Genomic DNA, 26,422 nt, shown 5'->3' with positions numbered 1-26,422 from the left:
GGTGGTGTCGGCAGCAGCAGCGGCGGCGCACGCAACCCTCCGAACCACGGCACCCAGCGCCTCGGTCAACCGGCCCTTGTGGGTCTGGCTGGTCGTGGGCGTGCTGGGTTATCTCGTGTTCCCCTGGTATGCGCAGCAGGATGCCAATGGCCTGCTCGCGGTGGGCCAGGTTTTCAGCGGCGAACAGGCGGCCAACGGGCTCATGCAGGCGGCATTGTTTGGTCGGCCCTGGCTCTGGCTAGGCCTGGCCGGTCTGGCCGTGGCGGGGCTGGGCGCCTGCCTGCCTGCGGGACGCAAGCAGGGCGCCGTGCTTGCGGCGGGGGGCGCGCTGGGGCTTGTGGCCTTGTTGCTCAGTGGCTTTGCGATTGGCGCACGAGGCTGGGCCTTTGAGTGGATGAACACCAGCCTGGGTGAACTGGGCGCGCGCCAGCCCGGCATGGGCTGGGGCGGGTTTGTGGTGTTGTCAGCACTGCTGGTGCTGCTGTCGTTCGGCGTGGCACGGCGAGGATTTTTCAAAGGCGATCTGTTCGTAGCGGCTGCGGTGGTGGGCTGTGGAAGCCTGCTCGCGCTGTTCATCGTGTTCCCGGTGCTCAAGGCGTTGTCGGCTGCGTTTTTTCTGGAGGATGGCCCGTTCTCGCTGGCCGTGGTGTGGGAGCGCATTGCGCACGAGCGCAACTTTGGTCTCTCGTGCCTGGCCGGTGGCCAGCGCTGCGGCGTGGCCTGGAACACGCTGTTCCTAGGGCTGATGACCGCCACCAGCACCACGCTGCTGGGCACTTTCATGGCGCTGATGGCCGAGCGCGCGTCGCGCCGCTATGCGCGGCCGCTGAACATCGTGGCGCTGCTGCCCATCATCACGCCGCCGTTTGTGGTGGGCCTGGGGCTCATCCTGCTGTTCGGCCGTGCCGGGGTGTTCAACCAGTTTCTGGAGTACGCGTTCGGCATCACGCCCACGCGCTGGTTCTACGGCTGGCTGGGCATCTGGGTGGCGCAGACCTTTGCGTTCACGCCCATCGCCTTCATGATTATGCGCGGCGTGGTACAGGGCGTGGCGCCCAGCCTGGAAGAGGCCGCCCAAACGCTGCGTGCCAGCCCGCACCGCACTTTCATGACCGTGACCCTGCCGCTGCTCAAGCCCGGCCTGGCCAACGCGTTTTTGGTGGGCTTTATCGAAAGCATGGCCGACTTCGGCAACCCCATCGTGGTGGGCGGGCAGTTCTCGGTGCTGTCCACCGAAATTTTCTTTGCCATCGTGGGCGCGCAGTACGACCAGGGCCGTGCCGCGTCGCTGGCCTGGATCCTCACGTTCTTTGCGCTCACCGTGTTTGCCATCCAGCGCGGTTTGCTGGGCAAGCAGAACTTCACCACCGTATCGGGCAAGGGTGATGCAGGCATTGCCATGCCGCTGCCCACCGGTGTGCGCCGCGTGGTGCATTCCATTGCACTGCCCTGGATGGCCTTCACGCTCATCGTCTATCTGTTTGCGCTGGCGGGCGGTTTTGTGCAGACCTGGGGGCGCGACTACACCATCACGCTGGCGCATTTCCGTACCGCGTTCAGCGTGGAATGGGGCGAATTTGGTGTGGTGTGGGCGGGCACCGCGTGGAACTCGTTTTTCACCACGCTCAAGCTCGCGGCCATCTCGGCGCCGCTCACGGCCACGCTGGGCATCGGCATTGCGTGGCTGCTGGCGCGCACCGAGTTCCGGGGGCAGGGCGCGTTCGAGTTTGCAGCGCTGCTGGCCTTCGCCATCCCCGGCACGGTGCTGGGCGTGAGCTACATCCTGGCGTTCAACGTGCCGCCGTTCGAGCTGACAGGCACGGCACTCATCATCGTGCTGTGCTTCATGTTCCGCAATCTGCCGGTGGGCGTGCGTGCGGGCACGGCGGCGTTCAAGCAACTCGACCGGTCGCTCGATGAGGCGTCCGTCATGCTGCGCGCAGGCAGCGTGCAGACGCTGCGCCATGTGGTGCTGCCGCTGCTCAAGCCTGCGCTGGTGGCGGCGCTGGTCTACAGCTTTGTGCGCGCCATCACCACCGTGAGTGCGGTGATCTTCCTGGTCACCGCCGAGAACGAGCTGGCCACCACCTACATCATTGGCCGCGTGGGCAATGGCGACTATGGCGTGGCGCTGGCGTACTGCACGGTGCTCATCATCCTCATGTCGGCCTCCATCGGGCTCATTCAGCTGCTGGTGGGTGACCGCAAACTCGGTCGGCGCGGTGGCTTATGACCCCCCCCTGAGTCGCCTTCGGCGCCTTCCCCCCAGGGGGGCGACGCCCTCGCTGCGGGGCGGCCCTTGCTCGGCGTCCCACGCCTGGACCGCGCCAGTTGCTAGGCGCAATCGTCAATTGAAAAGACAACCATGAACAACAACGACGCGGGCATCGTGTTCCGCAACATCACCAAGCGCTACGGCAGCGACAGCAGTGCGGCCCTGGCCGTCAAGGGCATCAGTTTTGAGGTGCCGCGCGGCACGCTCACCACCCTCCTCGGCCCCTCGGGCTGCGGCAAGACCACCACCTTGCGCATGATCGCGGGGCTGGAGTCGCCCACCTCGGGCGAGATCTTCATTGCCGGCAAGGACGTGACCACACTCGGCCCCGCGCAGCGCAACGTGAGCATGATGTTCCAGAGCTACGCGCTGTTCCCGCACATGAACGTGGTGGAAAACGTGATGTACGGCCTGCGCATGTCGGGCCAGCCCAAGGAGCAGGCACGCACCAAGGCCGTGGAGGCGCTGCGCGGCGTGGGCCTGGTGGGCTATGACGACCGCCTGCCCAGTGAACTCTCGGGCGGCCAGCAGCAGCGCGTGGCCCTGGCCCGTGCGCTGGTGCTGGAGCCCGAGGTGCTGCTGTTCGACGAGCCCTTGTCCAACCTCGACGCCCGCCTGCGCCGTGAGATGCGCGAAGAGATCCGCGCGCTGCAGCAGCGCCTGTCGCTCACGGTGGCTTACGTCACACACGACCAGGCCGAGGCCATGGCCGTGAGCGACCAGATCATCGTGATGAACCAGGGCTTGATTGCGCAGAAGGGCTCGCCGCGCGCGCTGTACGAAACCCCGCACAGCGAGTTCGTGGCCGGTTTCATGGGCGAGGCGATGCTGTTCCCCGCCGTGGCCGACGCTGACGGCATGGTGGCACTCGGCCCGCTGGTGCTGCGCCCCCGCATGGCGGTGAAGAGCGGCCCGGTAAAGGTGGCGGTGCGGCCGGAGGCCTGGCGTATTCACCGCCAGGGCGCGGGCCTGCTGCCCGCCCGGCTGGACAAGCGGGCCTACCTGGGCGCGGTGCACGAATACACCTTTGACACCACGCTCGGCCACATCTTTGTGGTGTCGTCCGACCTGGATGATGTGCTGGCCGTGGGTGATGACGTGCAGCTGAGCCTGGGTGTCCACGGCGTATCGGTGGTTGGTAGTACCGAAGGTGCCCAACGTGATGCGGAATAATGGCGCCATGAACCAACTCGACGCCCTCAAACAGTTCACCACCGTGGTTGCCGACACCGGCGACTTTCTGCAACTGGCCCAGTTCCGTCCGCAGGACGCCACGACCAACCCTTCGCTGATACTCAAGGCGGTGCAAAAGCCAGAATACGCGCCCCTGCTCAAGGACACCGTCGCCAAGTGGCAAGGGCGCGCCATGGACGAGGTGATCGACCGCCTGCTGGTGCGTTTTGGTTGCGAAATCCTGACCCACGTGCCCGGCCGCGTCTCCACCGAAGTGGATGCGCGTCTGAGCTTTGACACCAGCGCCACCGTCACGCGCGCCGAGCGCATCATCGAGCTGTACCAGGCCGAAGGCATCCACATCGACCGCGTGCTCATCAAGATCGCGGCCACGTGGGAGGGCATCCAGGCCGCTGCCCAGCTGGAGCGCAAGGGCATCCACACCAACCTCACGCTGCTGTTCTCGTTCGCCCAGGCCGTGGCTTGCGGCCAGGCCAAGGTGCAGCTGATTTCCCCGTTTGTGGGCCGCATTTACGACTGGTACAAGAAGCAGGCGGGCGCGAGCTGGGACGAGGCTGCGCGTGCCGGGGCCAACGACCCGGGCGTTCAGTCCGTCACGCAGATCTACAACCACTACAAGCGTTTTGGCATTGCCACCGAGGTGATGGGTGCAAGCTTCCGCAACGTGGGCCAGATCACGGCGCTGGCTGGGTGCGACCTGCTGACCATTGCGCCGGAGCTGCTGGCGCAGCTGGCGGCGAGCGATGCGCCGTTGCAGCGGGCGCTGGATGCTGGCGTTGCGAAGGGGATGGATCTGCCAGCGGTGAACTATGACGAGGCGGGGTTCCGTTATGCGCTGAACGAGGACGCGATGGCGACGGAGAAGCTGGCCGAGGGGATTCGGGCGTTTGCGGTGGATGCGGTGAAGCTGGAGAAGCTGATTCTGGCGGCTTGAGGTCAGCATTTTTAGTGGTTTTGGCGGCTAGCGCTTGTGTAGAAAGCGCTAGCTGCTATTGATTTTGTAGCTACGCGGTTTGCCCCATAGCGTTCGGGCTGAGCTTGTCGAGGCCTTGGCGCGCTGGTGTGAAAAGCATGCTGGGGTTGAAGGCGGAGGCCGGGACTCGCCCCGGCGGGCGAGGTACTTGTTCTTTGCTTCGCCAAAGAAAAGTACCCAAAAGAAAGGCGACCCCCAGTCTGCGACCCCTTCGCTGCGCTACGGGGCAAACCTGCGTCGGGGCAGTTGCGGGGTGCGCCGTGGAACTCGCTTTGCGCTGGCGCGCGCCGCTCGGACAACCACGGCGAGTCAGTGCACGAAGCACGCGCGCTCCGACGCGCGTGCCACCCCGCAACCGCCCCGCCGCAGGCGCAGCCAGCAGGGGGTTGGGCAGCCGAACATCCAACAGCCGAACAGCCACGCGGGCCATTGCTGCGCTCGGCCCCGCCTGCGCAGCGCGTGGCGCTTGCACCCGTGAGATGGGGCCGAGCAAAGCGATGGCCCGGATGGATGTTCGTTGGGTTCCCTTCTGTATGCGCCTGGGGCGCGCAGGGCGCGGGGTGGCATGTGTGCCGAAAGGACACACATGCTTCGTGAACTGACTCACCGCAGTTGTCCGAGCGGAGCGCCGCAGGCGCGCAGCGAGTTCTGCGGTGCACCTCGTGACCGAGCACCCCAGGTTGCCCCGTAGCGCAGCGAAGGGGGCGCAGACAGCAGGGTCGCTTTCTCTTTGGTGACTTTCTCTTGGCGAGACAAGAGAAAGTTACTGCGCCGCCGGGCGCACCCCCCGGCTCCCGCCCTGAAACCAGGCATACCGCACAGATCAGCGAGCGTGTGTGCCCTGGCTTCGACAGGCTCAGCCCGAGCGGGTGGGGGTGTGCCCCGGCTTCGGCAGGCTCAGTCCGAATAGCAAATGCAAAGTGCTATGAAAAAAAGTAGCTGTTCGCGCTCGTGGGCCAAGCGCAAGGCCCCAAAAAAATACCAAAAACACCTACCCTGCAGGCAGCCGCATCCCCACCCGCAACCCCCTCGGAACCACCCCCTCCGCCACCGTCCGGCCGCCATGCCGCAGCGCGATCTCCTCCACGATCGACAGCCCGAGCCCACACCCCCCCGCCTTGTCCGACCCGCGCCAGAAGCGCGCAAACAGATCGCCCAGGTGTTCGGCTGGCACGCCCGGCCCGTCGTCCTCCACCAGCAGCAAGGCCCAGCGCCCGGGCTCCTCGTGGCCAACACGCACTGTCACCGTGGCGCCGGGGCCTGCGTAGTGCAGTGCGTTGTCGATGAGGTTGTTGAGCGCCTCGCGCAGCAGCACCGGCTGGCCTTGCACGGGCAGGCTGTCGTCACCCTCGTAGCCCAGGTCCATGCCCTGCGCCAGGGCGCGGGCTGCCCATTCGCGAGCGACTTCGCGGGCCAGGCAGGCCAGGTCGATGGCCTGCATCTCCACGTTCGATTCGGAGCGCGCCAGCTGCAGCAGCTGGTGCACCAAGTGGGCGCTGCGCTGGGCGGCCGAAAGCACTTTCTGCAGCCGTTCCTGCACGGCGGGCTCATGGCTTTCGTGCAGGGCCAGCTCGGTCTGGCCGATGAGCCCGGCCAGCGGGGTGCGCAGTTGGTGCGCAGCGTCGTTGAGAAAGCGCTTTTCCTTTTGCTGGCCGCGCGCCACGGTCTCCAGCAGCCGGTTGATGGTGCTGGCCAGCGAATGCACCTCCTGCGGAGCCGAGGTCAGCTCGATGGGGGGCAGCGGTGTGGTGCCAGCCTGCGGCAGGGCGCCGGCGCGCTCGATCTGGGCCTCCAGGCGCTTCAAGGGCTGCAGGCCGCGCAGCACGCCCGCATACACCACGGCGCTCAGCGCCAGGCCCATCAGCCCCATGGGGAACACCATCTGCTCCAGCAGCTCCTGCGCGATGCGCTCGCGCACGGTGAGGCTCTGCGCCACCTGCACGCGCAGGGTCTGGCGCGTCTGGGGTGTGCCGTAGTCCACGTCCAGCAGCGCCACGCGCACGGGGCGGTCGTCCACGCGGGCGTGGTACAGGTAGGGGTCGCCTACGCGCACCTCCACGGGCGGCGGCGGGGGCAACTGGGCATTGCCCAGCAGAAAGCGGCCGGGCGGGGACGAGACCATGTAGGTGATGCGGTCGGCCGGGTCCTGCTCCAGGATGTCCTGCGCGGCCTTGGGAAAGTCCACCAGCAACCCGTCCCCGATCGGCTTGATCTGCCGCGCGAGCGCCCGCACCGACTGCGTCAGCGTCTGGTCAATGCCCTTCTCGCCGTTCTGTAGCGCAATGCGCCACGCCAGAAACCCGCCCGACAGCCACAGCACCAGCTGCGGCAGCAGCAGCCACAGCAGCAGCTTGCGTTGAAGAGAAACCCCAGGTACGTGGCGCATGAATGACCGCAAAAATCAAATGGCGCGCGGCTTGCAACTGGCGCGACCGAGGTCAGTGCCGCCGCGCAAGGGCCGCCAAGCCGCAGATACGGCGCTGCGCTTGTGTGCGCTGGCGGCGTCCCCCCCACGGGGGGAAGATGCGAAGCATCTCAGGGGGTGCTTCATCACGGCCTGTTCAGCATGTACCCCAGCCCCCGGATGTTGCGGATGGCCAGCGGCGAGGTGTCGAGCTTCTTGCGCAGGCGGTGCACATACACCTCCAGCGCGTTGGAGTTGAGCGGGGGCGCGGCGGTTTGTCCGGGCTCCGGGGGGCTGGCGCGCCAGGCGGCCAGCACATCGTCGCGCGTGACGACTTCGCCACAGCGGTTGACCAGCAACTCCAGCAGCTCCCATTCGCGCTGGGTCAGGTCGAGCAGGTCGCCATTGAGCGCCGCCGAATGGCTGGCGTGGTCCAGCACCAGCGGGCCGATGGTGGTGCTGGCGCCCCCTGCGGCGCTGCTGGCCTGGGTAAAGGCGGGCTGGCGCGCACGGCGCAGCATGGCCTGCAGGCGGGCCTGCAGCTCCTGCATGTTGAAGGGCTTGGTGATGTAGTCGTCAGCCCCGGCATTGAGACCCAGCACGCGGTCTTCCACGCCATCGCGCGCGGTCAGAATCAGCACGGGCAGGCCGGCAATGTGGGTGCGCGCCCAGGTCAGAAGCTCCATGCCGTCGGCGCCGGGCAGGCCCAGGTCCAGGATGATGCCGTCCACCGCCTGCGACTGCAGCAGCGTGGTGGCCTCGGCCACACTGGAGGCCGTGTGCACGCCGAATTCCAGCTGCTGGAGCTGGCCAGTCAGCGCGTCCAGCAGCAGGGCATCATCTTCAACAATCAGTATCGTGGCCATGGGATTGAGCATAACAAAGCACCCCGCCAGCGGCTCCTGCAGCACGGCAATGCTTGCACCCGCAGCGGTTGGTAATTCAATAACGGGCCAATGGCGTTGGTATGTAACCCACACCCGGGAAAGCCCTGATATGTTCATTAATTATTGTAATTAAAGTACCGACTGCGCTGAACAGCACCGGATTGCGGCGCACCAACGGATTCAAACATCGAGGAGACACGGGTATGTGGAAGATGACAAAAATCGCCGCAGTGGCGGTGGGCCTGGCGGCAGCGATGTCGGCCAGCGCGGGGGAGGTGGAGGTCCTGCACTACTGGACTTCGGGCGGCGAAGCCAAGTCGGTGGCCGAGCTCAAGAAGATCATGCAGGGCAAGGGCCACACCTGGCGCGACTTTGCCGTGGCCGGTGGCGGTGGCGACAGCGCCATGACCGTGCTCAAGAGCCGCGTGATCTCGGGCAACCCACCGTCGGCTGCGCAGACCAAGGGCCCGGCCATTCAGGAGTGGGCGTCCGAAGGCGTGCTGGCCAACATGGACACCCTGGCCAAGGCTGAAAAATGGGATGACCTGCTGCCCAAGGTGGTCGCCGATGTCATGAAGTACAAGGGCGCTTACGTGGCCGCCCCGGTCAACGTGCACCGTGTGAACTGGATGTGGGGCAGTTCCGAGGCCCTGAAGAAGGCTGGCGTGGCCGCCATGCCCAAGACCTGGGACGAGTTCTTTGCGGCAGCCGACAAGCTCAAGGCCGCAGGTCTGGTGCCCGTGGCCCACGGTGGCCAGAACTGGCAGGACTTCACCACGTTTGAATCGGTGGTGCTTGGCGTGGGTGGCCCCAAGTTCTACCAGGACGCCTTGGTCAAGCTTGACGACAAGGCCATCAACAGCGACACCATGAAGAAGTCGCTGGAGACCTTCCGCCGCATCAAGGGCTACACCGACCCCGGCGCCCCTGGCCGCGACTGGAACCTGGCCACGGCCATGCTGATCCAGGGCAAGGCAGGCTTTCAGCTGATGGGCGACTGGGCCAAGGGCGAGTTCCTGGCCGCAGGCAAGGCGCCGGGCAAAGACTTCCTGTGTGCTGCTGCACCGGGCTCGGCCAACGCGTTCACCTTCAACGTCGATTCGTTCATTCTGTTCAAGCTGAAGGATGCTGCCGCACAGAAGGCGCAGAGCGACCTCGCCAGCGCCATCATGAGCCCCGCTTTCCAGGAAGTGTTCAACCTGAACAAGGGCTCCATCCCCGTGCGTGCGGGCCAGCCCATGGACAAGTTTGACGACTGCGCCAAGGCCTCGGCCAAAGACTTTGTGGACACCGCCAAGAGCGGCGGCCTGGTGCCCAGCGCGGCCCACGGCATGGCAATTGCCCCGGCCACCGAAGGCGCCATCAAGGACGTGGTCAGCCAGTTCTGGAACGACGACAAGGTCAGCGTCGCCGATGCCATGAAGAAGATCGCGGCCGCCGCGAAAACCAAGTAAGCCGTGCAAGACACACGCGCACACACGCACTAAAACCAACCCCAGAGGGATCCCATCATGAAGACAAGAAACCGCCTTACGGCGGTGGCTTTGGCCGCCGCATGCGCGAATGGCGCCTTTGCTATGGATGTAGCAGGCTTTGAGTTCAACGGTTACTCGCGGGGCGGCCCGGTGTTCAACCACTCCGACGGCGTCAAGGGCAACCTTTCGCTGGGTGGCGAACTGCAGAAGTACCGCCTGGGCAACGAGGGTGACAACGGCATCGAAGTCAACTTTGCACGCGGTTTTGAAGCCGGCGGTGTCAAGTGGAAGGTCAACTACATGCCCGCCAAGTGGGGCAGTGGCGACATCAGCACCGAACAGGCATTTGTGGAAATGAGCGGCTTCTCGTTCTCGCCCGAAGCCAAGTTCTGGGTCGGCCAGCGCCGCCTGCGGATCCAGGACGTGCACATCGTCGACTACTTCCTGCTGAACTACGGCGACAACATCGGCGCCGGTGTGACCGACGTGCCCGTCGGCGGAATGAAGCTGGGCCTGGGTGTGTTCACCGGCGACAAGTTCGACGGTGGCCTGCCCAACAACGTGAAGGCACACCGCATCAACGCCGACCTGTCGGAGATCAACACCAACCCGGGTGGCAAGCTGCGGGTGCTGCTGACGGCGGTGGGGGGCAAGGGCCAGGTCAATGGCGGTTCGGGCTCGGGCATCTCCTTCATGCACACGCAAAAGGAATTCCTGCTGCCCAGCATCACCAACACGCTGTACCTGCAAACATCGCGGGGCCATGCGCGCATCGACGGAGAGTTCGAGGCCATCGAGGGCACCAGCGCTGGCAAGCGCGCCACCCGCATCGCCGACTCCATCAATTGGCAAAGCGGCCCGTTTGGTGGTCAGGCCCTCATTGGCTACCAGACCAACAAGGCTGATCTGACGGGCGTGGAGACCAAGGACTTCTCGCTGGGTGGCCGTGGCTCCTATGCGTTCACCAAGAACTTCAAGGGCCTGGTGGAACTGTCCACCACCACCCGCAAGGGCACTGGTGCTGACCAGCGCCTGTCCAAGGTCACGCTGGCGGGCGCCTTGGCCCTGTCGGAAGACTTCTGGTCACGTCCCGAGTTGCGTCTGTACGTGACCAAGGCCAACTGGAACCAGGCAGCGGCACTGGCCAATGCCGCAACCTTTGGCGCCAATGGCAAGACCTCGCGCACGCTGGTGGGCGTGCAGTACGAGGTGTGGTGGTGATCCGTTGAGTAGGTAGTGAGTTAGCGAGTTAGTCAGAGGTTACTTTGTTCATTTGGGGGGCACTCCTGCGTGTCCCCCGCTTTTTTTACATGCAGGACGATGACAAACACATACCGTGGCCATGAGCAAAAACACGTTTGAAACATGGCTGCCCAAGCTGGTCGTGACACCGGCTTTTGTACTGGGCTTTGCCTTCATCTATGGCCTGATGGTCTGGAATGGCGTGCTGAGCCTCTCCGCATCGCGCATGCTCCCCAACTACGAGTGGGTGGGCCTCGCGCAGTACGAAAAACTCTGGGAGATGGACCGCTGGTGGGTCGCGCTCAAGAACCTCGGCATCTTCGGCGTGGGCTACGTGGGCGGGTCCCTGGCCATCGGCGTCGTGCTGGCCGTGCTGCTGGACCAGAAGATCCGCGCTGAGGGCGCGCTGCGCACCATTTACCTGTACCCCATGGCCCTGTCGTTTGTGGTCACGGGCACGGCCTGGAAGTGGTTGCTGAACCCGGGCCTGGGCATCGAAAAAATGGTGCGCGACTGGGGCTTTCCGAATTTTGAGTTTGGCTGGCTGGTGGACACCGAGATGGCCATCTACTGCGTGGTGATTGCAGGCATCTGGCAAAGCGCTGGTTTTGCGATGGCGCTGTTCCTGGCGGGCCTGCGGGGCATCGACGACAGCATCATCAAGGCCGCGCAGGTCGATGGTGCATCCTTGCCACGCATCTACTGGCGCATCGTGCTGCCAGCACTGCGGCCCGTGTTCTTCTCCACAGTCATGGTGCTGTCGCACCTGGCGATCAAGAGCTTTGACCTGGTGATGGCGCTCACCGCCGGTGGCCCTGGTTTTTCCACCGACGTGCCCGCAACGTTCATGTACACCATGTCGTTCTCGCGCGGCCAGATCGGCCTGGGCGCCGCCAGTGCCACCATGATGCTGGCCACCGTGGCGGCACTGGTCATCCCTTACCTTTACAGCGAACTGCGGACCAAGCCCCATGACCGCTAAGCCCTCCCTCTTTCCGTCGCTCGGCCGCTTGCTGGTCTATGCCGTGCTGGCCCTGGCCACCGCGTTCTTCCTGCTACCGCTGTACGCCATGCTGGTCACCTCGTTCAAGGATGCCGAGGAGATCCGCAGCACCTCGCTGCTGGCGCTGCCCGCTGCGCTGAACGGGGCAGCCTGGGGCACGGCCTGGTCCAGCGCCTGCACGGGCGTGGACTGCAATGGCCTGCGCCCGTTCTTCTGGAATTCGGTGGCCATGGCCGTGCCGGCCGTGATGATCTCCACCGTGTGGGGTGCGCTCAATGGTTATGTACTGAGCCTGTGGAAGTTTCGCGGCAGCGATGCGCTGTTCGGCATGCTGCTGTTTGGTGTGTTCATGCCGTTCCAGGTGGTGCTGCTGCCCATGAGCCAGGTGCTGGGATGGCTAGGGCTTTCGAGTTCCATCACCGGGCTGGTGCTGGTGCACTGCCTGGCGGGGCTGGCGGGCACCACGCTGTTCTTTCGCAACTACTACGCGGCGATCCCGAAGGAGCTGGTGAACGCGGCGCGCATGGATGGCGCCAGCTTCTTCCAGATCTTCTGGCGCATCGTGCTGCCGCTGTCCACGCCCATCATCATGGTCACGCTGATCTGGCAGTTCACCAACATCTGGAACGACTTCCTGTTTGGCGTGGTGTTCTCGGGCACCGACTCGAAGCCCGTGACGGTGGGCCTGAACAACCTGGCCAACACCAGCAGCAGTGTGAAGGCCTACAACGTGGACATGGCGGCCGCGATCATCGCAGGCTTGCCCACCATGGTGATCTATGTTCTCGCAGGCAAGTTTTTTGTGCGCGGCCTGACGGCTGGCGCGGTGAAAGGTTAAGGAAAATCATGGCGTCTTCATTGGACATCGCGGGCATCAACAAGCGCTTTGGCAAGGGTGACAAGAGCGTGGAAGTGCTGCGCAAGATCGACATCCACGTGGCACCGGGCGAGTTCCTGATCCTGGTCGGCCCCTCGGGCTGCGGCAAATCCACGTTGCTCAACATCATTGCGGGCCTGGACGAGCCCACCGAAGGCGAGATCCGCATCGGTGGCAAGAACGTGGTGGGCATGCCCCCGCGCGACCGTGACATCGCCATGGTGTTCCAGAGCTACGCGCTGTACCCCACGCTCTCCGTGGCCGACAACATTGGCTTTGCGCTGGAGATGCGCAAGATGCCCAAGCCAGAGCGCCAAAAGCGCATCGACGAAGTCGCAGCCATGCTGCAGATCAGTCACCTGCTCGACCGCCGCCCCAGCCAGCTCTCGGGCGGCCAGCGCCAGCGCGTGGCCATGGGCCGGGCCCTGGCGCGCCAGCCGCAGCTCTTCTTGTTTGACGAACCGCTGTCCAACCTCGACGCCAAGCTGCGCGTGGAGATGCGCGCCGAGATCAAGCGCCTGCACCAGGCCAGCGGCATCACCAGCGTGTACGTGACGCATGACCAGGTCGAAGCCATGACCCTGGGTTCGCGAATCGCGGTGATGAAGGGCGGCGTGGTGCAGCAGCTGGGCACGCCCGACGAGATCTACAACCGCCCGGCCAATACCTACGTGGCCACCTTCATCGGCTCGCCCACCATGAACCTGCTGCGTGGCGCGGTCACAGGCGGGCAGTTTGGCATCCAGGGCGCGGCGTTGAACCTGGCACCTCCATCCCCCCCACAAAGCGGTTCCAACGAAGTGCTGCTGGGCGTGCGCCCTGAGCACCTGGTGATGCAGGAGACTGCCCCCTGGCGCGGGCGGGTCAGCGTGGTGGAGCCCACGGGCCCCGACACCTATGTGATGGTGGACACCGCCGCAGGCAGCGTCACGCTGCGCACCGATGCGCAGACCCGTGTGCAGCCCGGCGACGCCGTGGGCCTGGCGGTAGAGCCCGCCAACGCCCACTGGTTCGACGCCAAGTCCGAAGATCGATTGACAGGCTGAGCGGTTGGGAGCCCCGCCCCTGGGTCGCTGCGAGAAGGGGCTTTGGTCTTTGCCTGAAGCGGTAATTCAGGTAAAAAGAGGCTCTAGCGCTTATCTATCAAGCGTCAAAAGCTATATAAATAATAGCGTTGGCGATCCGCAGTCCGCCGTCTGCCGCAGGGCAACGGGGGCGTGTGACCTTTGGTTTTCATCTTTTTCCCATGCACCCTCAGCGCCTCCTTGCCGACATCGGCGGCACCAATATCCGACTGGCCTGGCAGAACGAACCGGGCGGCCCCTTGCACGACACGCGCGTGTTGCCCTGCGCGCAGTTCCCCACCGTGGATGCTGCGCTGGCGGCCTATCTGACAGAAGTGGGCGTACCCACCCCGCGCGAGGCGGCGTTTGGCATTGCCAACCCCGTCACGGGCGACGCCATCCGCATGACCAACCACAGCTGGAGCTTCTCGCAGCGCGCGGTGCGCGAGGCGTTTGGTTTTGAGCGCCTGGTGGTCATCAACGACTTCACCGCGCTGGCGTTGGCGCTGCCCCTGCTGACGCCCGACCTGCTGCGCCCCGTGGGCGGTGGCGAGGCCGTGCCGGGCGCCGCCATCGCGCTGCTGGGCCCGGGCACGGGCCTGGGCGTGTCGGGTCTGGTCTTCCCGCCGGGGTCCAGCAACGGCGTGCCCCTGTCGGGCGAGGGTGGGCACGTTTCGCTGGCCGCGCAGACGCAGCGCGAATTCGACGTGCTGGCCATCCTGCAAGAACGCTATGGCCATGTGTCCGCAGAGCGCGCGGTATCGGGTGCGGGGCTGGTGGACCTGTACCATGCGCTGCGCAGGCTGGCCCAGCGCGGCGGCAAGGAGATCAGTTCGGCCGCCGAAGTGACCGAGCTGGCACTGCAGTCCAACGACGCCTTGGCGCTGGAGGCGCTGGACCTGTTCTGCGGCTTTCTGGGTAGCGTGGCGGGTAACCTGGCCCTTACCCTGGGCGCGCGCGGCGGCGTGTTCATTGGCGGCGGCATGGTGCCGCGCCTGGGCACGTGGTTCGACAAATCCTCGTTCCGCGCACGGTTCGAGTCCAAGGGACGCTTTCAGCCCTACCTCGCGTCCATCCCCTGCTGGATCATCGACCCGAGCGCCACGCCTGCGCTGTATGGAGCTTCGCGTGCGCTCGATATTGCCGGCTCTGAAGGATGAGCAGCGAAGTTGCCGCACCGCCCGCGCCGGGGCCTGCGCTACAGGTCAGCGGTGTGCACCATGTGGCCATCATCGCCAGCGACTATGTCCGCTCGCGCCGCTTCTACACCGAGGTGCTCGGCCTGCGGGTGGTGCACGAAGTCTTTCGGGCGGAGCGGCAGTCGTACAAGCTGGACCTGCAGTTACCCGATGGAACGCAGGTGGAGCTTTTTTCCTTCCCCCATCCACCCAAGCGCCCGTCGTACCCCGAGGCCTGTGGCCTGCGCCATCTGGCGTTGCGCGTAGCCGATATGGAGGCCAGCGTGGGCACGCTGGTAGCGCATGGCGTGGCGGTGGAGCCGGTGCGGGTCGATCCGTTTACCGGCGCGTTGTTCACCTTTTTTGCCGACCCTGATGGGTTGCCGATCGAGCTGGTGAAGCCGGCCTGACCGGTGCGTGTTCTCCTTCGTTGTCCTGCGATCAGTCCACGGCGATACGGCGTTCTTTGATGAGCGCTGACAGGAGTTGCGTTTCTGCCCCGATGGTCTGCTGGAAGGCAGTGGCGCCTTGCACGATGGGTTCGGCCCCCAGGTCGGCAAAGCGGTTTTTGACCTCCGGCAGGGCGACCGCCTTGGCGATCTCGCCGGCCAGTCGGTTCACGATGTCGCTGGGCGTGCCTGCGGGCGCAAACACGCCAAACCAGTTGCCCAGCTCCACGCCCTTGATGCCCAGCTCGGTCAGGGTGGGTGCCTCCGGGAAGAAGGCCGAGCGCTTGGTGCCGGTCACGGCCAGCAGCCGTGCGCGGCCTTCGCGGATGTGCTGGAAACCGGTGGCCGGGTCGAAGTAGTAGTCGACCTGCCCGGCGAGGATGTCTTGCAGCGCCGGTGCCGCGCCCCGGTAAGGCACATGCACGGCGTCAAACCCCGCCTGCTGCTTGAAGAGTTCGCCCACCAGGTGCATCTGGGTGCCAGCCCCCCCGGAGGCATAGCTGAGCTTGCCAGGCGCCGCCTTGGCCATGGCCACCAGGTCGTTGGCGCTTTGCACAGGCAGCCCCTTCTTGGCCACGAGGTAGAGCTGGGCGTAGCCCAGGCTGGCTACGGGGCGCAGGTCGCGCTCGGGGTTCAGTGCAGGCTTGAACAGGAAGGGGTTGGCTGTCTGCACCGAAATGGGGGCCACCATCAGCGTGTGGCCATCGGGTGCGGCCTTGCTGGTTTCCATCACGCCCAGGTTGCCGCTGGCCCCCGGCTTGTTGTCCACCACGACGGGCTGGCCGAGCGACTGGCTCAGTGCCGCGCCTGCGACGCGGGCCATCACGTCGGTGGTACCGCCAGCCGGAAAGCCCACGACCAACCGGATGGGCTTGCTCGGCCACGCTGGGGGCTGGGCCAGGCTGGCGCCCGTGGTGGCCGCCAGGCAGGCTGCGGCGCTGGCGCGCAGCAGCAGATTGCGACGGGTGATGACGGTGCGAAGGGATGAGATGTGCATGGTTTGTCTCCGTTGATGTTGTATCTGGTGGTCTGGTGAATGCAATGGGGCAGGGCGGGTGTTGCTTCAGGGCTGGTGCGTCCTCCAGCCCGGCATGGGCGTTGCGCGGACAAGCCGCGTTTCCTGCGCCACGATCAGGTGCTCTGACGCTGCCAGGTAGGCGGGAAATGCTGGGTGGCTGTCGCGGGCCTGGCAGCGGCGCTCGTAGTCGGCCAGGTCTGCGTAGGCCCACAGGTGCACGAACTGGTTCAAGGGACCGACCTGGCTGACGTAAAACCCCACCGGGTGTGCCAGTGTGTCCATCAGCACGGGCATGGCCATGCGGTTGAACACCTCCAGGAACTCGCCCATCTTGCGCAGGCGGATGGTGTAGATGCGGTGGTCCACCAGGGGCTTGGTCAAGGGCTCATGCGGCATGGCAGGCCTCCTTGCGTATGGGCGCTGTGCGCTGGCCTGGCGGCCATGCGCCCGCCACGTGGCGGCCGGTGATCCAGCCAAAGGTCATGGCCGGCCCCAGCGTGATGCCGGCGCCAGGGTAGTTGCCGCCCATGATGCTGGTGCGGTCGTTGCCCACGGCGTACAGCCCGGGTACAGCCTGCCCGTCGGCACGCAGTACCTGGCCGTCGGTGGTGGTGCGCAAGCCCTCGAAGGTGCCCAGGTCGCCCATGACGACCTTGACGGCGTAGTAAGGGCCAGCACCGATGGGGGCCACACAGGGGTTGGGCTGCTGGTCGGGGTCGGCCAGGTAGCGGTTGAAGGCCGTGGTGCCGCGCCCGAACTGGCGGTCCTCGCCGGTGCGCGCGCCAGCGTTGTACTCGCGCACGGTGGCTTCCAGCCCCTCGGGGTCGATGCCAGCGGCCTGGGCCAGGTCGGCCAGCGTGCGGCCCTTGAAGAGATAGCCCTTGCGAATCAGGCCGCCCACGGGCATGGGCGCGGGCTTGGCATAGCCCAGGCCGTATTTGGACAGCGTGGCCTGGTCGCACAGCAGCCACATGGCGGTCTCGCACTGACCACGACAAGCCTCGATCATGGCAGCGCCTACGTCGTGGTACGAGTGGGACTCGTTGGTGAATCGCCGCCCGTTGCGCAGCACTCCGATGATGCCGGGCTTGTAGCGGTCCAGCAGGTGCGGAAACACCCCCGTGCGGCCTTGGCTCAGGGGCACGCGCGACACCGGCATCCAGGCGGCTGCGCCCACGCTGTCAAAGCGCTCATCCACTTGCCCCCCGACCTGCGCGCCCAGGCGCAGGCCATCGCCGGTGTTCTCTGCGGGCACAGGCGAGAGGTGCTCGCCACCACTCGCCAGGTGCGGGTAGCGCTGGGTGATGCGGGCCACATCGTGGGGGTAGCCGCCGCAGGCCAGCACCACGCCCCGGCGGGTGCGGATGCGCCGTTCGCCCCGGGGCGTGTGCACGCGTGCACCGGTCACGCGGTCATCAGCTTGCAGCAGTTCGCGCGCTTCGGCCTCGGTGTGGATCGGAATGCCTAGGTCGAAACAGGTCTTGGCCAAGCGCGCAGCCAGGGCGTTGCCACTGGTCACCTGCACGCCCCGGCGGTAGCGCAGCAGGTCCAGCAGGTGGCCCCCCAGGCGCCGTGCCACATAGGCAGCCGACACCACCGATTTGGTGGCGCGGAAGAAATGCTTGAGGTCGGCGTTCGACGAATTGAACATCATGCCCACGAAGGTGATCGTGGACAGCGGTGGGCGTAGCCGTGCCAGCTCTGGACCCAGCTGGCTCGCGTCATAGGGCGCGGCCAGGATGGAGCGGCCAATGGCAGCGCCCCCTGGTGCGTCGGGGTGGTAGTCGGGGTAGAGCGTGGGCACGAAGCGCACGGCAGTCTCGCGCTCGAACCAGGCCACCATCTCGGGCGCATGGTCCAGGAAGGCGTCGACCGCATCAGCTTGGTAGAACGGCCCCGTCTGGTCCTTCATGTAGGTGCGCATGGCCTCGCGGGTGTCTGGTGCAGCACATTGGGTGTTGCCGGGGATCCAGAGCACCCCGCCCGAGAAGGCAGTGGTGCCTCCGAAGCAGGTTGCCTTTTCGATCACGATGACATCCAGTCCGTGTTTCCTGGCCGCGATGGCGGTGGACAGGCCGCCGGCGCCGGAGCCCACGACCAGCAGGTCGCATGTCAGTTCCTGGCTGGAGGAAGGGTTGGCAGGGTTCATGTTGCAGTCTCCTTGTTGAGGGGCGTATGTGCAGGGGGCACCGGGCATTGCCCATGCGGCGGCCTGCACCGGTGGCGCTTGGTGCGTGGGTTCTGGTCAGGGGTGGCGCCGTGCGGGGCGGTGCGCGTCAGGTGGCTGGGGCCGGCGTGCGGTTGAAGCCCGGGCGCGGCACCATGTCCATCAACATGCAGCCCAGGCCGCCATCGACCAGCAGCTCTGCGCCGTTCATGTAGGCCGATCGGTCGCTGGCGAGGAACAGCGCGGGTTCGGCGATATCCCGGGGCTCGCCGACGCGGCGGCTGGCCGTGGCTGCTGCGCGCCGCGCCTCGAAGCCTGGCTCCTCATAGAAGCGGGCAGACAGCGCGGTGCGGATCATCCCGGGGCAGATGGCGTTGCTGCGCACGCCCCGGGGGCCCCACTCGGCCGCCAGCTGGCGCGACAGCAGCAGCACCCCCGCCTTGCTGGCGCTGTAGGCGCCGCTGGCGGTCTGCGGGTGCAGGGCCGATACCGATGCAACATGCACCAGTGAACCCCGGCCCGCCTGCAGCATGTCCTGCCCAAAGGCACGACTGCATAGCAGGTAGCCGGTCAGGTTGACGGTCAACACGGCGTTCCAGTCGGCCAGCGTGACGCTGTCAAGACTACCCGGACGAAGCAGGCCCGCGTTGTTGACCAGAACGGCGGCGGGTCCAAGGCTTTCACGCACCTGCACGGCTGCGGCGGACACAGCGCTTTCGTCGGTGATGTCGCAGGCCACAGCCAGCGCATGGCCTCCCTGGGTGGTCAATCGTGTGGCCACCTGTCGTGCGGCCTCTCCGTCACGGTCCAGCAACGCCACCTGGGCACCGACCGCTGAAAATGCGCCTGCAATGGCGGCTCCGATGCCGCTGCCGGCCCCCGTTACGACGCAGACGCGTCCCTTCAGTCGTAGCCAGTCCGCGCCCTGCGCGGAGGAAAATTCATCGTGAGCGATGCGGTTGTCGCTGTGGTTCATGGGCCGCTGTCTCCTTGTGGTGATGGGGTGAAGCATCCCGCACCCTGCGGCTTTTCTCAATCGACAAAGCGAGCGATAATCAGGACAATTCGTGCATATGCCACCCACTCGGAATGAGGGAAAACCATGAGAATCGAGCCCGGGACGGTGCGACAGTTCGCGCTCTACGGCACGCAGGACGCTTCGCCGGCCTGGGCCGATCTGGTGCATCTGGAGCGGGTGCCTGAACGTTCCAGCTTGTTTGGCTGGGAGATCGACTTGCATTTCCACGAGGGGCTGATCCAAGTGCTGTACCTGACGGCGGGCGGCGCGGGCGGCAGCGCGCTGATGGACGGCCAGCGCTGGCCGCTGCACCCGCCATGCCTAGTGGTGATTCCCGCGCGCACGGTGCATGGGTTCAGCTTTCATCCGGCCACGGACGGCCCGGTCATCACTGCGGCGCAGAAGCCGCTGGAGTCGCTGGCTGCCCTGGCGGCGCCGGAGTTGCTGGAGCACATCCGCCGCCCCCTGGTCCTGCCGGTGGATCCGGGTGGACGTCATGCGCAGGCGCTACAACCCTTGTTTGAGGTGATCGAGCAGGAGTCCCATGGCGACGGGGGCGTTAGGGCCGCAGGTATGCCCCTGCTGGTGGCTCTGTTCGTGCAGATTGCCCGTTTGGCGCAGACGTCCGCCGCGCTGCCGGGGCCTGGGCGCTCACGCAAGGCTGGGCAGATCGAGCGGTTCCGTGCCTTGCTGGATGTGCATGTCCGCCAGCACACGCCCGTGCGTTCCTACGCGGACGCGCTGGGGATTTCCGTAGGGCAACTCTCGCGCCTGTGCCGCGAAGTGCTCGGCATGTCGGCCCAAGATATGGTCAACGCGCGCGTGGTGCACGAAGCGCAACGAGAGCTGGTGTATTCGTCCCTGTCGGTCAAGCAGATCGCCGCCGAGCTGGGGTTTGAGGACGAGGCGTACTTCGGTCGGTTCTTTAAGAAACACACAGGCCAACGCCCCACCGATTTCAGGCGGGAGGCCCGGGCGCAGCTGGCGGGCGCCTGATTGATCTGCCGCAGCGCGGCGCGCCCGGGTGAAGAGCGTGATGGCGAGGAGAGACGTGGTGGAGAAAGGTGGCGTGAACGCCCCGCTCACATCTCCTCGCTCCAGCAATACCCATCGCGTGCAATCATCGCGCTGGCCGAGCTAGGCCCCCAACTGCCCGCCGTGTACGGGCGCGGCCCCACGGGGTCGTTTTTCCAGTGCTGCAGGATGGGCTCGACCCAGCGCCAGGCTTCTTCCTGCTCGTCGCTGCGCACAAACAGGTTCAGGCGGCCTGCAATCACGTCGAGCAGCAGGCGCTCGTAGGCGCCCACGCGCTCGGTGCCAAAGCGCTGGTCGAAGTCCAGGTTCAGGTGCACCTGCGACAGCGCGGGCTCCGTCTGGTGCTGGGCGGCGCCTTGGGCCAGCAGGTGCAGCTCCAGCCCGTCCTTGGGCTGCAGGTTGATCACCAGGCGGTTGGCGGCGCCCACCGGGGTCTTGAAGATGGGATGCGGCACCGGGCGGAAGTTGACGACGATGTGCGCGTCGCGCCCGGCGAGGCGCTTGCCGGTGCGGATGTAGAACGGCACTCCGGCCCAGCGCCAGTTGCTGATCTCGGTGCGCAGCGCGACAAAGGTTTCGGTGGTGCTGCCGGGGGCCACGCCTTTTTCCTGCGCGTAGCCGGGCACTTGCGCGCCGTGCACGTTGCCCGCAGCGTACTGACCGCGAATCACGTGCTGGCCGATGGTCTCCATGCTCCATGGCTTGAGCGATTGCAGCACCTTGAGCTTTTCATCGCGGATGGCGTTGGCGCTGGAGTTGATGGGCGGCTCCATGCCGATGGCGCACAGCAGTTGCAGCGCGTGGTTCTGCACCATGTCACGCAGGGCGCCCGTCTGGTCATAGAACGCGCCGCGCGTTTCCACGCCCAGTTCTTCGGCAATGGTGATCTGGATGTTGGCAATGGTTTCGCGCCGCCACAGGGGCTCGAACAGTGCGTTGCCAAAGCGCATGGCAAACAGGTTCTGCACCGAGGGCTTGCCCAGGTAGTGGTCGATGCGAAAGACCTGCTCTTCCTTGAGCACGCGGCGCAGCGTGTCGTTGATGGCCTGGTTCGATTGGAGGTCGTGGCCCAGCGGTTTTTCCAGCACCACGCGGGTAGTGGGGCCGTTCAGGCCCACGGCGGCGATCTGCTCGCACACGTTGGTGAACAGGCTGGGCGCGGTGGCCACATACATCACCACCGAGTCGGCGCCGCGTTCATGCAGCATGGCGGCCAGCTTGGTGTAGTCCTCTGTTTTGGACAGATCCATGCGCAGGTAGTGCAGCAGCGCGCCAAAGCGTTCGAACTCGTCCGGGGTGGGGCGCTTGGCCAGTTCCACGCTGTCAAACCGCGCCTTTATCAGGCTGCGGTATTGTTCGTGGCTCAGCTCGTCACGCGCCACGGCAATGATGCGCCCCCCCTCGGGCAGCGTTCCGTGCCGGAACGCCTGAAACAATGCGGGCATGAGCTTGCGCCAAGCCAGGTCACCTGTTCCACCAAACAGGACAAGGTCAAAACTCATGGGGTCTCCGTATCAGGGTGTTGTTGTGCGTCTGAGGTTGGAAATTGTAATCTCGTTACATTGAATTGTGTAGCTGTAGAGGCTGTAAAACGTTTTTTGACAGTTCGTGCGCAGAAAATTATTAGATAAATTGTGTAATCAAGTTACTATCTCGCCGGTTTTCACCTCCCCACATCCTGAATCCACCATGTCCTCCCTCCGTTGCGACCAAACTCCGCAGTGGCCTCAGTTGCAGGCCGCGTTCTCCGCAGATGGCAGCCGTCTGGACCTGCGGAAGGCCTTTGCCAGTGATGCGCAGCGCTTTGAGCGCTTCAGCCAGCATGCGCCCGAGGTGTTTGCGGATCTTTCCAAGAACCTCTGGGACGCCGCCACCGAAGCGCTGCTGCTGGACATGGCCCGTGCCAGTGGACTCACCCGGCACCGCGACGCCATGTTTGGCGGCCAGCCCATCAACAGCACCGAAGGCCGCGCCGTGCTGCACACGCTGCTGCGCCGCCCCCGGGGCCTGGCGTTGCCCGGCGACGGGCCAGACATTGCACACAAGCTGGCCCAGGTGCACACCACGCTGGATGCCATGCTGGCCTATGCCGACACGGTGCGTGCTCATGAGTCCATCACCGATGTGGTGAACATCGGCATCGGCGGCTCGGACCTGGGCCCGCACATGGCCGTGCTGGCGCTGGAGCAGTTCCGCGCACCGGGAAAGCGCCTGCACTTTGTCTCCAACGTGGACGGGCATGAGCTGCACACCACACTGCGCACGCTCAAGCCCGAGAGCACGCTGTTCCTCATCGCCTCCAAGACCTTCACCACGGCAGAGACCATGACCAACGCGCGCTCGGCGCTGGCCTGGTTTGCGGCGCAAGGCGGTCAGGATGTGGGGCGCCACTTTGCGGCACTGACCACCAATGTCGATGCCGCGCAGGCGCTGGGCATCACCACCACCTTCGGCTTCTGGGACTGGGTGGGCGGGCGCTATTCGCTCTGGTCCGCCATTGGCCTGCCGATCGCGATTGCGATTGGCTCGGCGGGCTTTCGCGATCTGCTGGCCGGCGCGCACGCCATGGACGAACACTTTCGCACCGCCCCCTTGGCGCAGAACCTGCCCGTGCGCCTGGGCCTGCTGGACATCTGGTACCGCAACTTCCATGGCTTCACCAGCCGCTGCATCGCGCCCTACCACGCAGCGCTGCGCCGCCTGCCGGCCTATCTGCAACAACTGGAGATGGAGAGCAACGGCAAGCGCGTGGGGCTGGACGGCCAGCCGCTGCCCTATGCCACATCGCCCGTGCTGTGGGGCGAGCCGGGCACCAACGGCCAACACGCGTTTTTCCAGATGCTGCACCAGGGCACCGACGTGCTGCCGCTGGAACTCATCGCCGTGCGCCAGCCCACCCACCCACTCCCGGGCCATCACAACAAGCTGCTGGCCAACGCCCTGGCGCAGGCCCAGGCGCTGATGGTGGGCAAGGAAGGGGAAGATGGGCACCGCCACTTCCCGGGCAACCGGCCCAGCACCTTCCTGCTGCTGGATGCGCTCACCCCCGCATCGCTGGGCGCGCTGATTGCGCTGCAGGAGCACCGCGTGTTTGTGAGCGGCAGCCTTTGGGGCATCAACAGCTTTGACCAGTGGGGCGTGGAGCTGGGCAAGGTGCTGGCCAAGGACATTGAGGCGCGCCTGGCCAGTGGCGACGCTGCGGGGTTGGATGGCTCGACCGCCGGCCTGCTGGGCCTTCTGCGCAGCGCGGCCTGACTCCCGGAACATTGCTCGTTTTGGGGCAGCGCTGGCGGCAGACCAGGCCCCCCACCGACAGAGGCCTGCACGGTCTCTGGCCTACAGCTAACGCATCAGGAGACACCCCCATGGCGATTCCGCCCTATCCGGACTTCCGCTCCGCAGCCTTTTTGCGCCAGCATCTGCGTGACACCATGGCGTTCTACGACCCCGTGGCCACCGACGCGAGCGGCGGGCAGTACCACTTCTTCCTGGATGACGGCGCGGTGTACGACACGCGCACCCGCCACCTGGTCAGCGCTACCCGTTTTGTGGTCACGCACGCCATGCTCTACCGCACCTTGGGCGAGGCACGCTACCAGGCCGGCATGTTGCACGCGCTGCAGTTTCTGCGCACCGCGTTCCTCGACCCCGCCACGGGCGGCTACGCCTGGCTGATCGACTGGAATGAAGGCCGCGCCACCGTGCAAGACGCCACGCGCCACTGCTACGGCATGGCCTTTGTGATGCTGGCCTACGCCCGCGCCTTTGAAGCTGGCGTGCCCGAAGCCCGCGAGTGGCTGGCCCAGGCGTTTGACACCGCCGAACAGCACTTCTGGCAACCCACCGCAGGCTTGTATGCCGACGAGGCCAGTCCTGATTGGCAGCTCACAGGCTACCGGGGCCAGAACGCCAACATGCACGCCTGCGAGGCCCTGATCTCGGCCTTCTGCGCCACGGGCGAGCGCCGCTACATCGAGCGTGCCGAGCAACTGGCGCAAGGCATCTGCCAGCGGCAGGCGGCGCTATCCAACCCTGCCAGCGCCCCGGCTGCCGAAGGTTGGGTGTGGGAGCACTTCCATGCCGACTGGTCGGTGGACTGGGACTACAACCGCCACGACCGCAGCAACATCTTCCGCCCCTGGGGCTACCAGATCGGCCACCAGACCGAATGGGCCAAGCTGCTGCTGCAGCTTGATGCCTTGCTGCCCGCCGACTGGCACCTGCCCTGTGCACAGCGCCTGTTCGATACCGCCGTAGAGCGCGGCTGGGATGCCGAGCACGGAGGCCTGTACTACGGCATGGCGCCTGACGGCAGCATCTGCGACGACGGCAAATACCACTGGGTGCAGGCCGAGAGCATGGCCGCCGCTGCCGTTCTTGCTGTGCGCACGGGCGACGATCGGTATTGGCAGTGGTACGACCGCATCTGGGCCTACTGCTGGGAGCACTTTGTGGACCACAATCACGGCGCGTGGTTTCGCATCCTGCACCGCGACAACCGCAACACCACCCGCGAAAAAAGCAATGCGGGGAAGGTGGACTATCACAACATGGGGGCGTGTTTTGACGTGCTGGGGGTGGTTGGTCGCTAGCAAAGCACTGCGTGCTGGTGCACGGATGCTATGTCTGCCCCTGTCTCTGGCGCGACGGCTGCGCTGCTACGCACTAGCGAATGAACGCCGGGGCGCCGGTGTTCGGTTCGAGTTCGGGCGGGGAAGGACGAAAGCCTTCCTCTGTCCTGGAGTGCTTGCACCCGGGGCTTGATGGGGAACCCACAGCTTCAATCTCAACCGATGCAGATAGGGTGGGGGAGGGTTGGACAAAAAAGAAGAGCACTTGGGCTGGGACGCCGTTTCGCTTCAATAGATTCGTGACATAGGCGGCTCTGGCTTCGGCCATGGTTTTGGTGTCGTGTTTGTCGATGAGGAACTTTGCTTCACCGATCACAACAACCAGCGGACACCAATCCGCTTCACGCAGAGATTCTGCAAATGTGGCCACTGCTTGTCGATCTGCTGCGGCAAGGGTGACGCCACTCTCATGGAATTGAACAACGTGCGTCTTGAGCGCCTTCATGCTGAGGGCCGAAGCGTCAAATGCCAGGCAGCTTCCCGCGAAAAAGGCGGCACATGTTCGAAGGGTGTAGTTCATGGTGAGGCGCCTTTTTAAGCTGCGCTCGTCGATTGTCCTTGGAGAAAATTCACTGGCAGTCCTGCCACTTCCACCCGCACGCTGAACAGCGATCCCGCAGGAGTCTTCGCCTCCTGCTCCTCCACCGGCCTCCCGGCCCGTGCCGACGTGACGTACAGCGTCCGCAGATCCTCCCCCCCAAAACACACCATGGTCGGGCACTGCACTGGCACTGCAAGGCGCTGCAGCACCTCACCCGATGGCGAGAGTTGCAACACACAAGCGCCTTCGTACATCGCGACCCAGTAGTTCCCCTCCACATCCACCGCAGCCCCATCGGGCCGCCCGCCGTAAGGCTGTCCGTCCACCTTGCGGTCAAACCGTACCCAGGGGCGGCGGTTGGTGATCTCCCCCGTGGCCACGTCAAAGTCAAACCGGTCAATGCGGTGCTCCGGCGTGTTTGACCAGTACATCGTGCGGTTGTCGGGGCTGAAGGCCAGGCCGTTGGCGGTGAAGTTGTCGCCTGCCATGTGGCGCACGCGGTAGCCGGTGGCGCTGGTCGGGTCGGCCTGCAGGCACCACAGCGCGGCATCCGGCGCGGTGCGAGGGCTGATGACCGAGCCCGCCCAGAATCGCCCTGCGGTGTCGCAGCGGCCATCATTCAGGCGCAGCACAGCGGTGTCGTGCTGATCAGGTGGCAGCAGGGCCAGGCAGGTGAGGGCGGTGGTGTCGGCACTGTCCTTCGCCGTATCCAGAAGGTAGAAACCGTTTCGTAACCCGATTACCAATCGCCCGCCCGATGCAGGCGCGCAGCAGCCGGGCTCACTGGGCATGCGCCATTGCCGGTGGCGACCGCTTTCAGGATGCCATGCGTGTACTGTTTGTCCCTGAATGTCACACCAGTAAAGGGATTTTTCCGTGGGGTGCCAGAAGGGTGATTCGCCCAGTTCGGAGGGCGGCAGGGGCAGGGTTTGCAGGGACATGGGTTGAAGTGGGGTGGTTATCGAGTTACATTCTAGGGCCTCAGACAACG

22 protein-coding genes are annotated in these 26,422 nt (G+C 65.5%); 13 read left to right on the top strand and 9 right to left on the bottom strand.

The window, feature by feature from the left end; translation table 11 throughout:
• Window positions 1-94: 94 nt before the first annotated feature.
• The 3 genes from ACQ4MJ_RS16760 to tal all read left to right on the top strand — a co-directional run bounded on the left by ACQ4MJ_RS16760 (window position 95) and on the right by tal (window position 4,403).
• Complete coding sequence (locus ACQ4MJ_RS16760) at window positions 95-2,233, top strand: ABC transporter permease (RefSeq protein WP_370449771.1); 2,139 nt, start codon at window positions 95-97, stop codon at window positions 2,231-2,233.
• 132 nt (window positions 2,234-2,365) lie between these two features.
• Entirely contained in the window at window positions 2,366-3,448 is a 1,083-nt protein-coding gene (locus ACQ4MJ_RS16755) for an ABC transporter ATP-binding protein (protein ID WP_431151913.1), read from the top strand.
• Window positions 3,449-3,455: 7 nt separating this feature from the next.
• Window positions 3,456-4,403, top strand: a complete 948-nt coding sequence (tal, locus tag ACQ4MJ_RS16750) for a transaldolase (RefSeq protein WP_121422352.1) — start codon at window positions 3,456-3,458, stop codon at window positions 4,401-4,403.
• A gap of 1,030 nt (window positions 4,404-5,433) precedes the next feature.
• On the opposite strand, the gene ACQ4MJ_RS16745 is transcribed toward tal, so the two are convergent.
• Together ACQ4MJ_RS16745 and ACQ4MJ_RS16740 are read right to left on the bottom strand one after the other, a co-directional pair.
• Complete coding sequence (locus ACQ4MJ_RS16745; RefSeq protein WP_121422354.1) at window positions 5,434-6,828, bottom strand: sensor histidine kinase; 1,395 nt, start codon at window positions 6,826-6,828, stop codon at window positions 5,434-5,436.
• Window positions 6,829-6,992: 164 nt separating this feature from the next.
• Entirely contained in the window at window positions 6,993-7,712 is a 720-nt protein-coding gene (locus tag ACQ4MJ_RS16740) for a response regulator transcription factor (protein ID WP_055395176.1), read from the bottom strand.
• Window positions 7,713-7,936: 224 nt separating this feature from the next.
• Here ACQ4MJ_RS16740 and ACQ4MJ_RS16735 point away from each other — a divergent pair, with 224 nt between their 5' ends.
• From ACQ4MJ_RS16735 to gloA2, 7 genes are all read left to right on the top strand, one after another.
• A complete protein-coding gene (locus ACQ4MJ_RS16735; RefSeq protein ID WP_176888375.1) occupies window positions 7,937-9,187 on the top strand; it encodes an ABC transporter substrate-binding protein in 1,251 nt (416 codons plus the stop codon).
• Between the two features lie 123 nt (window positions 9,188-9,310).
• On the top strand, window positions 9,311-10,429 hold the full coding sequence (locus ACQ4MJ_RS16730) for a carbohydrate porin (RefSeq protein WP_121507506.1): 1,119 nt from the start codon (window positions 9,311-9,313) through the stop codon (window positions 10,427-10,429).
• 121 nt (window positions 10,430-10,550) lie between these two features.
• Window positions 10,551-11,432 carry a carbohydrate ABC transporter permease gene (locus ACQ4MJ_RS16725; RefSeq protein ID WP_121422357.1) on the top strand — a complete coding sequence of 294 codons (882 nt, stop codon included), beginning with the start codon at window positions 10,551-10,553 and terminating at the stop codon, window positions 11,430-11,432.
• A complete protein-coding gene (locus ACQ4MJ_RS16720; protein ID WP_121422358.1) occupies window positions 11,422-12,291 on the top strand; it encodes a carbohydrate ABC transporter permease in 870 nt (289 codons plus the stop codon). The genes ACQ4MJ_RS16725 and ACQ4MJ_RS16720 overlap by 11 nt, the downstream gene beginning before the upstream one ends.
• An 8-nt stretch (window positions 12,292-12,299) precedes the next feature.
• A complete protein-coding gene (locus tag ACQ4MJ_RS16715; protein WP_121422359.1) occupies window positions 12,300-13,376 on the top strand; it encodes an ABC transporter ATP-binding protein in 1,077 nt (358 codons plus the stop codon).
• 200 nt (window positions 13,377-13,576) lie between these two features.
• Complete coding sequence (gene glk, locus ACQ4MJ_RS16710; protein WP_121422360.1) at window positions 13,577-14,554, top strand: glucokinase; 978 nt, start codon at window positions 13,577-13,579, stop codon at window positions 14,552-14,554.
• Window positions 14,551-14,982, top strand: a complete 432-nt coding sequence (gene gloA2 / locus ACQ4MJ_RS16705; RefSeq protein ID WP_431151914.1) for an SMU1112c/YaeR family gloxylase I-like metalloprotein — start codon at window positions 14,551-14,553, stop codon at window positions 14,980-14,982. The genes glk and gloA2 overlap by 4 nt, the downstream gene beginning before the upstream one ends.
• Before the next feature lie 31 nt (window positions 14,983-15,013).
• Here the strand turns inward: gloA2 and ACQ4MJ_RS16700 are convergent, their stop codons facing one another.
• The 4 genes from ACQ4MJ_RS16700 to ACQ4MJ_RS16685 form a co-directional block, all read right to left on the bottom strand.
• A complete protein-coding gene (locus ACQ4MJ_RS16700; protein WP_431151915.1) occupies window positions 15,014-16,018 on the bottom strand; it encodes a tripartite tricarboxylate transporter substrate binding protein in 1,005 nt (334 codons plus the stop codon).
• Between the two features lie 66 nt (window positions 16,019-16,084).
• Window positions 16,085-16,435 (bottom strand): NIPSNAP family protein, encoded by a 351-nt coding sequence (locus ACQ4MJ_RS16695; protein ID WP_431151916.1) that lies wholly within the window; start codon window positions 16,433-16,435, stop codon window positions 16,085-16,087.
• Window positions 16,425-18,188 (bottom strand): FAD-dependent oxidoreductase, encoded by a 1,764-nt coding sequence (locus tag ACQ4MJ_RS16690; protein WP_431151917.1) that lies wholly within the window; start codon window positions 18,186-18,188, stop codon window positions 16,425-16,427. Before ACQ4MJ_RS16690 ends, ACQ4MJ_RS16695 begins: the two co-directional genes overlap by 11 nt.
• Before the next feature lie 127 nt (window positions 18,189-18,315).
• Window positions 18,316-19,182: an SDR family NAD(P)-dependent oxidoreductase gene (locus ACQ4MJ_RS16685; RefSeq protein ID WP_431151918.1), complete on the bottom strand. Its 867-nt coding sequence runs from the start codon at window positions 19,180-19,182 to the stop codon at window positions 18,316-18,318.
• 126 nt (window positions 19,183-19,308) lie between these two features.
• Between ACQ4MJ_RS16685 and ACQ4MJ_RS16680 the strand changes: the two genes are divergently transcribed.
• Window positions 19,309-20,220 (top strand): helix-turn-helix domain-containing protein, encoded by a 912-nt coding sequence (locus ACQ4MJ_RS16680; RefSeq protein ID WP_218298762.1) that lies wholly within the window; start codon window positions 19,309-19,311, stop codon window positions 20,218-20,220.
• Window positions 20,221-20,306: 86 nt separating this feature from the next.
• On the opposite strand, the gene zwf is transcribed toward ACQ4MJ_RS16680, so the two are convergent.
• On the bottom strand, window positions 20,307-21,761 hold the full coding sequence (gene zwf / locus ACQ4MJ_RS16675) for a glucose-6-phosphate dehydrogenase (protein ID WP_121422369.1): 1,455 nt from the start codon (window positions 21,759-21,761) through the stop codon (window positions 20,307-20,309).
• Window positions 21,762-21,948: 187 nt separating this feature from the next.
• Between zwf and pgi the strand changes: the two genes are divergently transcribed.
• Window positions 21,949-23,514, top strand: a complete 1,566-nt coding sequence (pgi, locus tag ACQ4MJ_RS16670) for a glucose-6-phosphate isomerase (protein ID WP_431151919.1) — start codon at window positions 21,949-21,951, stop codon at window positions 23,512-23,514.
• 110 nt (window positions 23,515-23,624) lie between these two features.
• Window positions 23,625-24,851, top strand: a complete 1,227-nt coding sequence (locus ACQ4MJ_RS16665) for an AGE family epimerase/isomerase (protein WP_431151920.1) — start codon at window positions 23,625-23,627, stop codon at window positions 24,849-24,851.
• 73 nt (window positions 24,852-24,924) lie between these two features.
• On the opposite strand, the gene ACQ4MJ_RS16660 is transcribed toward ACQ4MJ_RS16665, so the two are convergent.
• Both ACQ4MJ_RS16660 and ACQ4MJ_RS16655 read right to left on the bottom strand, forming a co-directional pair.
• Window positions 24,925-25,410 carry a hypothetical protein gene (locus ACQ4MJ_RS16660; RefSeq protein ID WP_228898860.1) on the bottom strand — a complete coding sequence of 162 codons (486 nt, stop codon included), beginning with the start codon at window positions 25,408-25,410 and terminating at the stop codon, window positions 24,925-24,927.
• Window positions 25,411-25,424: 14 nt separating this feature from the next.
• Entirely contained in the window at window positions 25,425-26,372 is a 948-nt protein-coding gene (locus ACQ4MJ_RS16655) for an SMP-30/gluconolactonase/LRE family protein (protein ID WP_228898859.1), read from the bottom strand.
• Between the last annotated feature and the right edge of the window lie 50 nt (window positions 26,373-26,422).

It is taken from the genome of Acidovorax facilis (assembly GCF_050626955.1).
Taxonomy (GTDB): Bacteria; Pseudomonadota; Gammaproteobacteria; order Burkholderiales; family Burkholderiaceae_C; genus Acidovorax; species Acidovorax facilis.
Note: the sequence above shows the minus strand (reverse complement) of the source record. Positions and strands in the feature narration are given on the sequence as shown.

Bases quoted from the DNA above. Each gene is read 5' to 3' on its own strand.
- pgi (WP_431151919.1), top strand. From the start codon at position 21,949: ATGTCCTCCCTCCGTTGCGACCAAACTCCGCAGTGGCCTCAGTTGCAG.
- tal (WP_121422352.1), top strand. From the start codon at position 3,456: ATGAACCAACTCGACGCCCTCAAACAGTTCACCACCGTGGTTGCCGAC.
- ACQ4MJ_RS16690 (WP_431151917.1), bottom strand. From the start codon at position 18,188: ATGAACCCTGCCAACCCTTCCTCCAGCCAGGAACTGACATGCGACCTG.
- ACQ4MJ_RS16735 (WP_176888375.1), top strand. From the start codon at position 7,937: ATGTGGAAGATGACAAAAATCGCCGCAGTGGCGGTGGGCCTGGCGGCA.
- ACQ4MJ_RS16660 (WP_228898860.1), bottom strand. From the start codon at position 25,410: ATGAACTACACCCTTCGAACATGTGCCGCCTTTTTCGCGGGAAGCTGC.
- ACQ4MJ_RS16715 (WP_121422359.1), top strand. From the start codon at position 12,300: ATGGCGTCTTCATTGGACATCGCGGGCATCAACAAGCGCTTTGGCAAG.
- ACQ4MJ_RS16685 (WP_431151918.1), bottom strand. From the start codon at position 19,182: ATGAACCACAGCGACAACCGCATCGCTCACGATGAATTTTCCTCCGCG.
- ACQ4MJ_RS16745 (WP_121422354.1), bottom strand. From the start codon at position 6,828: ATGCGCCACGTACCTGGGGTTTCTCTTCAACGCAAGCTGCTGCTGTGG.
- glk (WP_121422360.1), top strand. From the start codon at position 13,577: ATGCACCCTCAGCGCCTCCTTGCCGACATCGGCGGCACCAATATCCGA.
- ACQ4MJ_RS16740 (WP_055395176.1), bottom strand. From the start codon at position 7,712: ATGGCCACGATACTGATTGTTGAAGATGATGCCCTGCTGCTGGACGCG.
- ACQ4MJ_RS16695 (WP_431151916.1), bottom strand. From the start codon at position 16,435: ATGCCGCATGAGCCCTTGACCAAGCCCCTGGTGGACCACCGCATCTAC.
- ACQ4MJ_RS16680 (WP_218298762.1), top strand. From the start codon at position 19,309: ATGAGAATCGAGCCCGGGACGGTGCGACAGTTCGCGCTCTACGGCACG.
- ACQ4MJ_RS16755 (WP_431151913.1), top strand. From the start codon at position 2,366: ATGAACAACAACGACGCGGGCATCGTGTTCCGCAACATCACCAAGCGC.
- ACQ4MJ_RS16655 (WP_228898859.1), bottom strand. From the start codon at position 26,372: ATGTCCCTGCAAACCCTGCCCCTGCCGCCCTCCGAACTGGGCGAATCA.
- zwf (WP_121422369.1), bottom strand. From the start codon at position 21,761: ATGAGTTTTGACCTTGTCCTGTTTGGTGGAACAGGTGACCTGGCTTGG.
- ACQ4MJ_RS16725 (WP_121422357.1), top strand. From the start codon at position 10,551: ATGAGCAAAAACACGTTTGAAACATGGCTGCCCAAGCTGGTCGTGACA.
- ACQ4MJ_RS16720 (WP_121422358.1), top strand. From the start codon at position 11,422: ATGACCGCTAAGCCCTCCCTCTTTCCGTCGCTCGGCCGCTTGCTGGTC.
- gloA2 (WP_431151914.1), top strand. From the start codon at position 14,551: ATGAGCAGCGAAGTTGCCGCACCGCCCGCGCCGGGGCCTGCGCTACAG.
- ACQ4MJ_RS16730 (WP_121507506.1), top strand. From the start codon at position 9,311: ATGGATGTAGCAGGCTTTGAGTTCAACGGTTACTCGCGGGGCGGCCCG.
- ACQ4MJ_RS16665 (WP_431151920.1), top strand. From the start codon at position 23,625: ATGGCGATTCCGCCCTATCCGGACTTCCGCTCCGCAGCCTTTTTGCGC.
- ACQ4MJ_RS16700 (WP_431151915.1), bottom strand. From the start codon at position 16,018: ATGCACATCTCATCCCTTCGCACCGTCATCACCCGTCGCAATCTGCTG.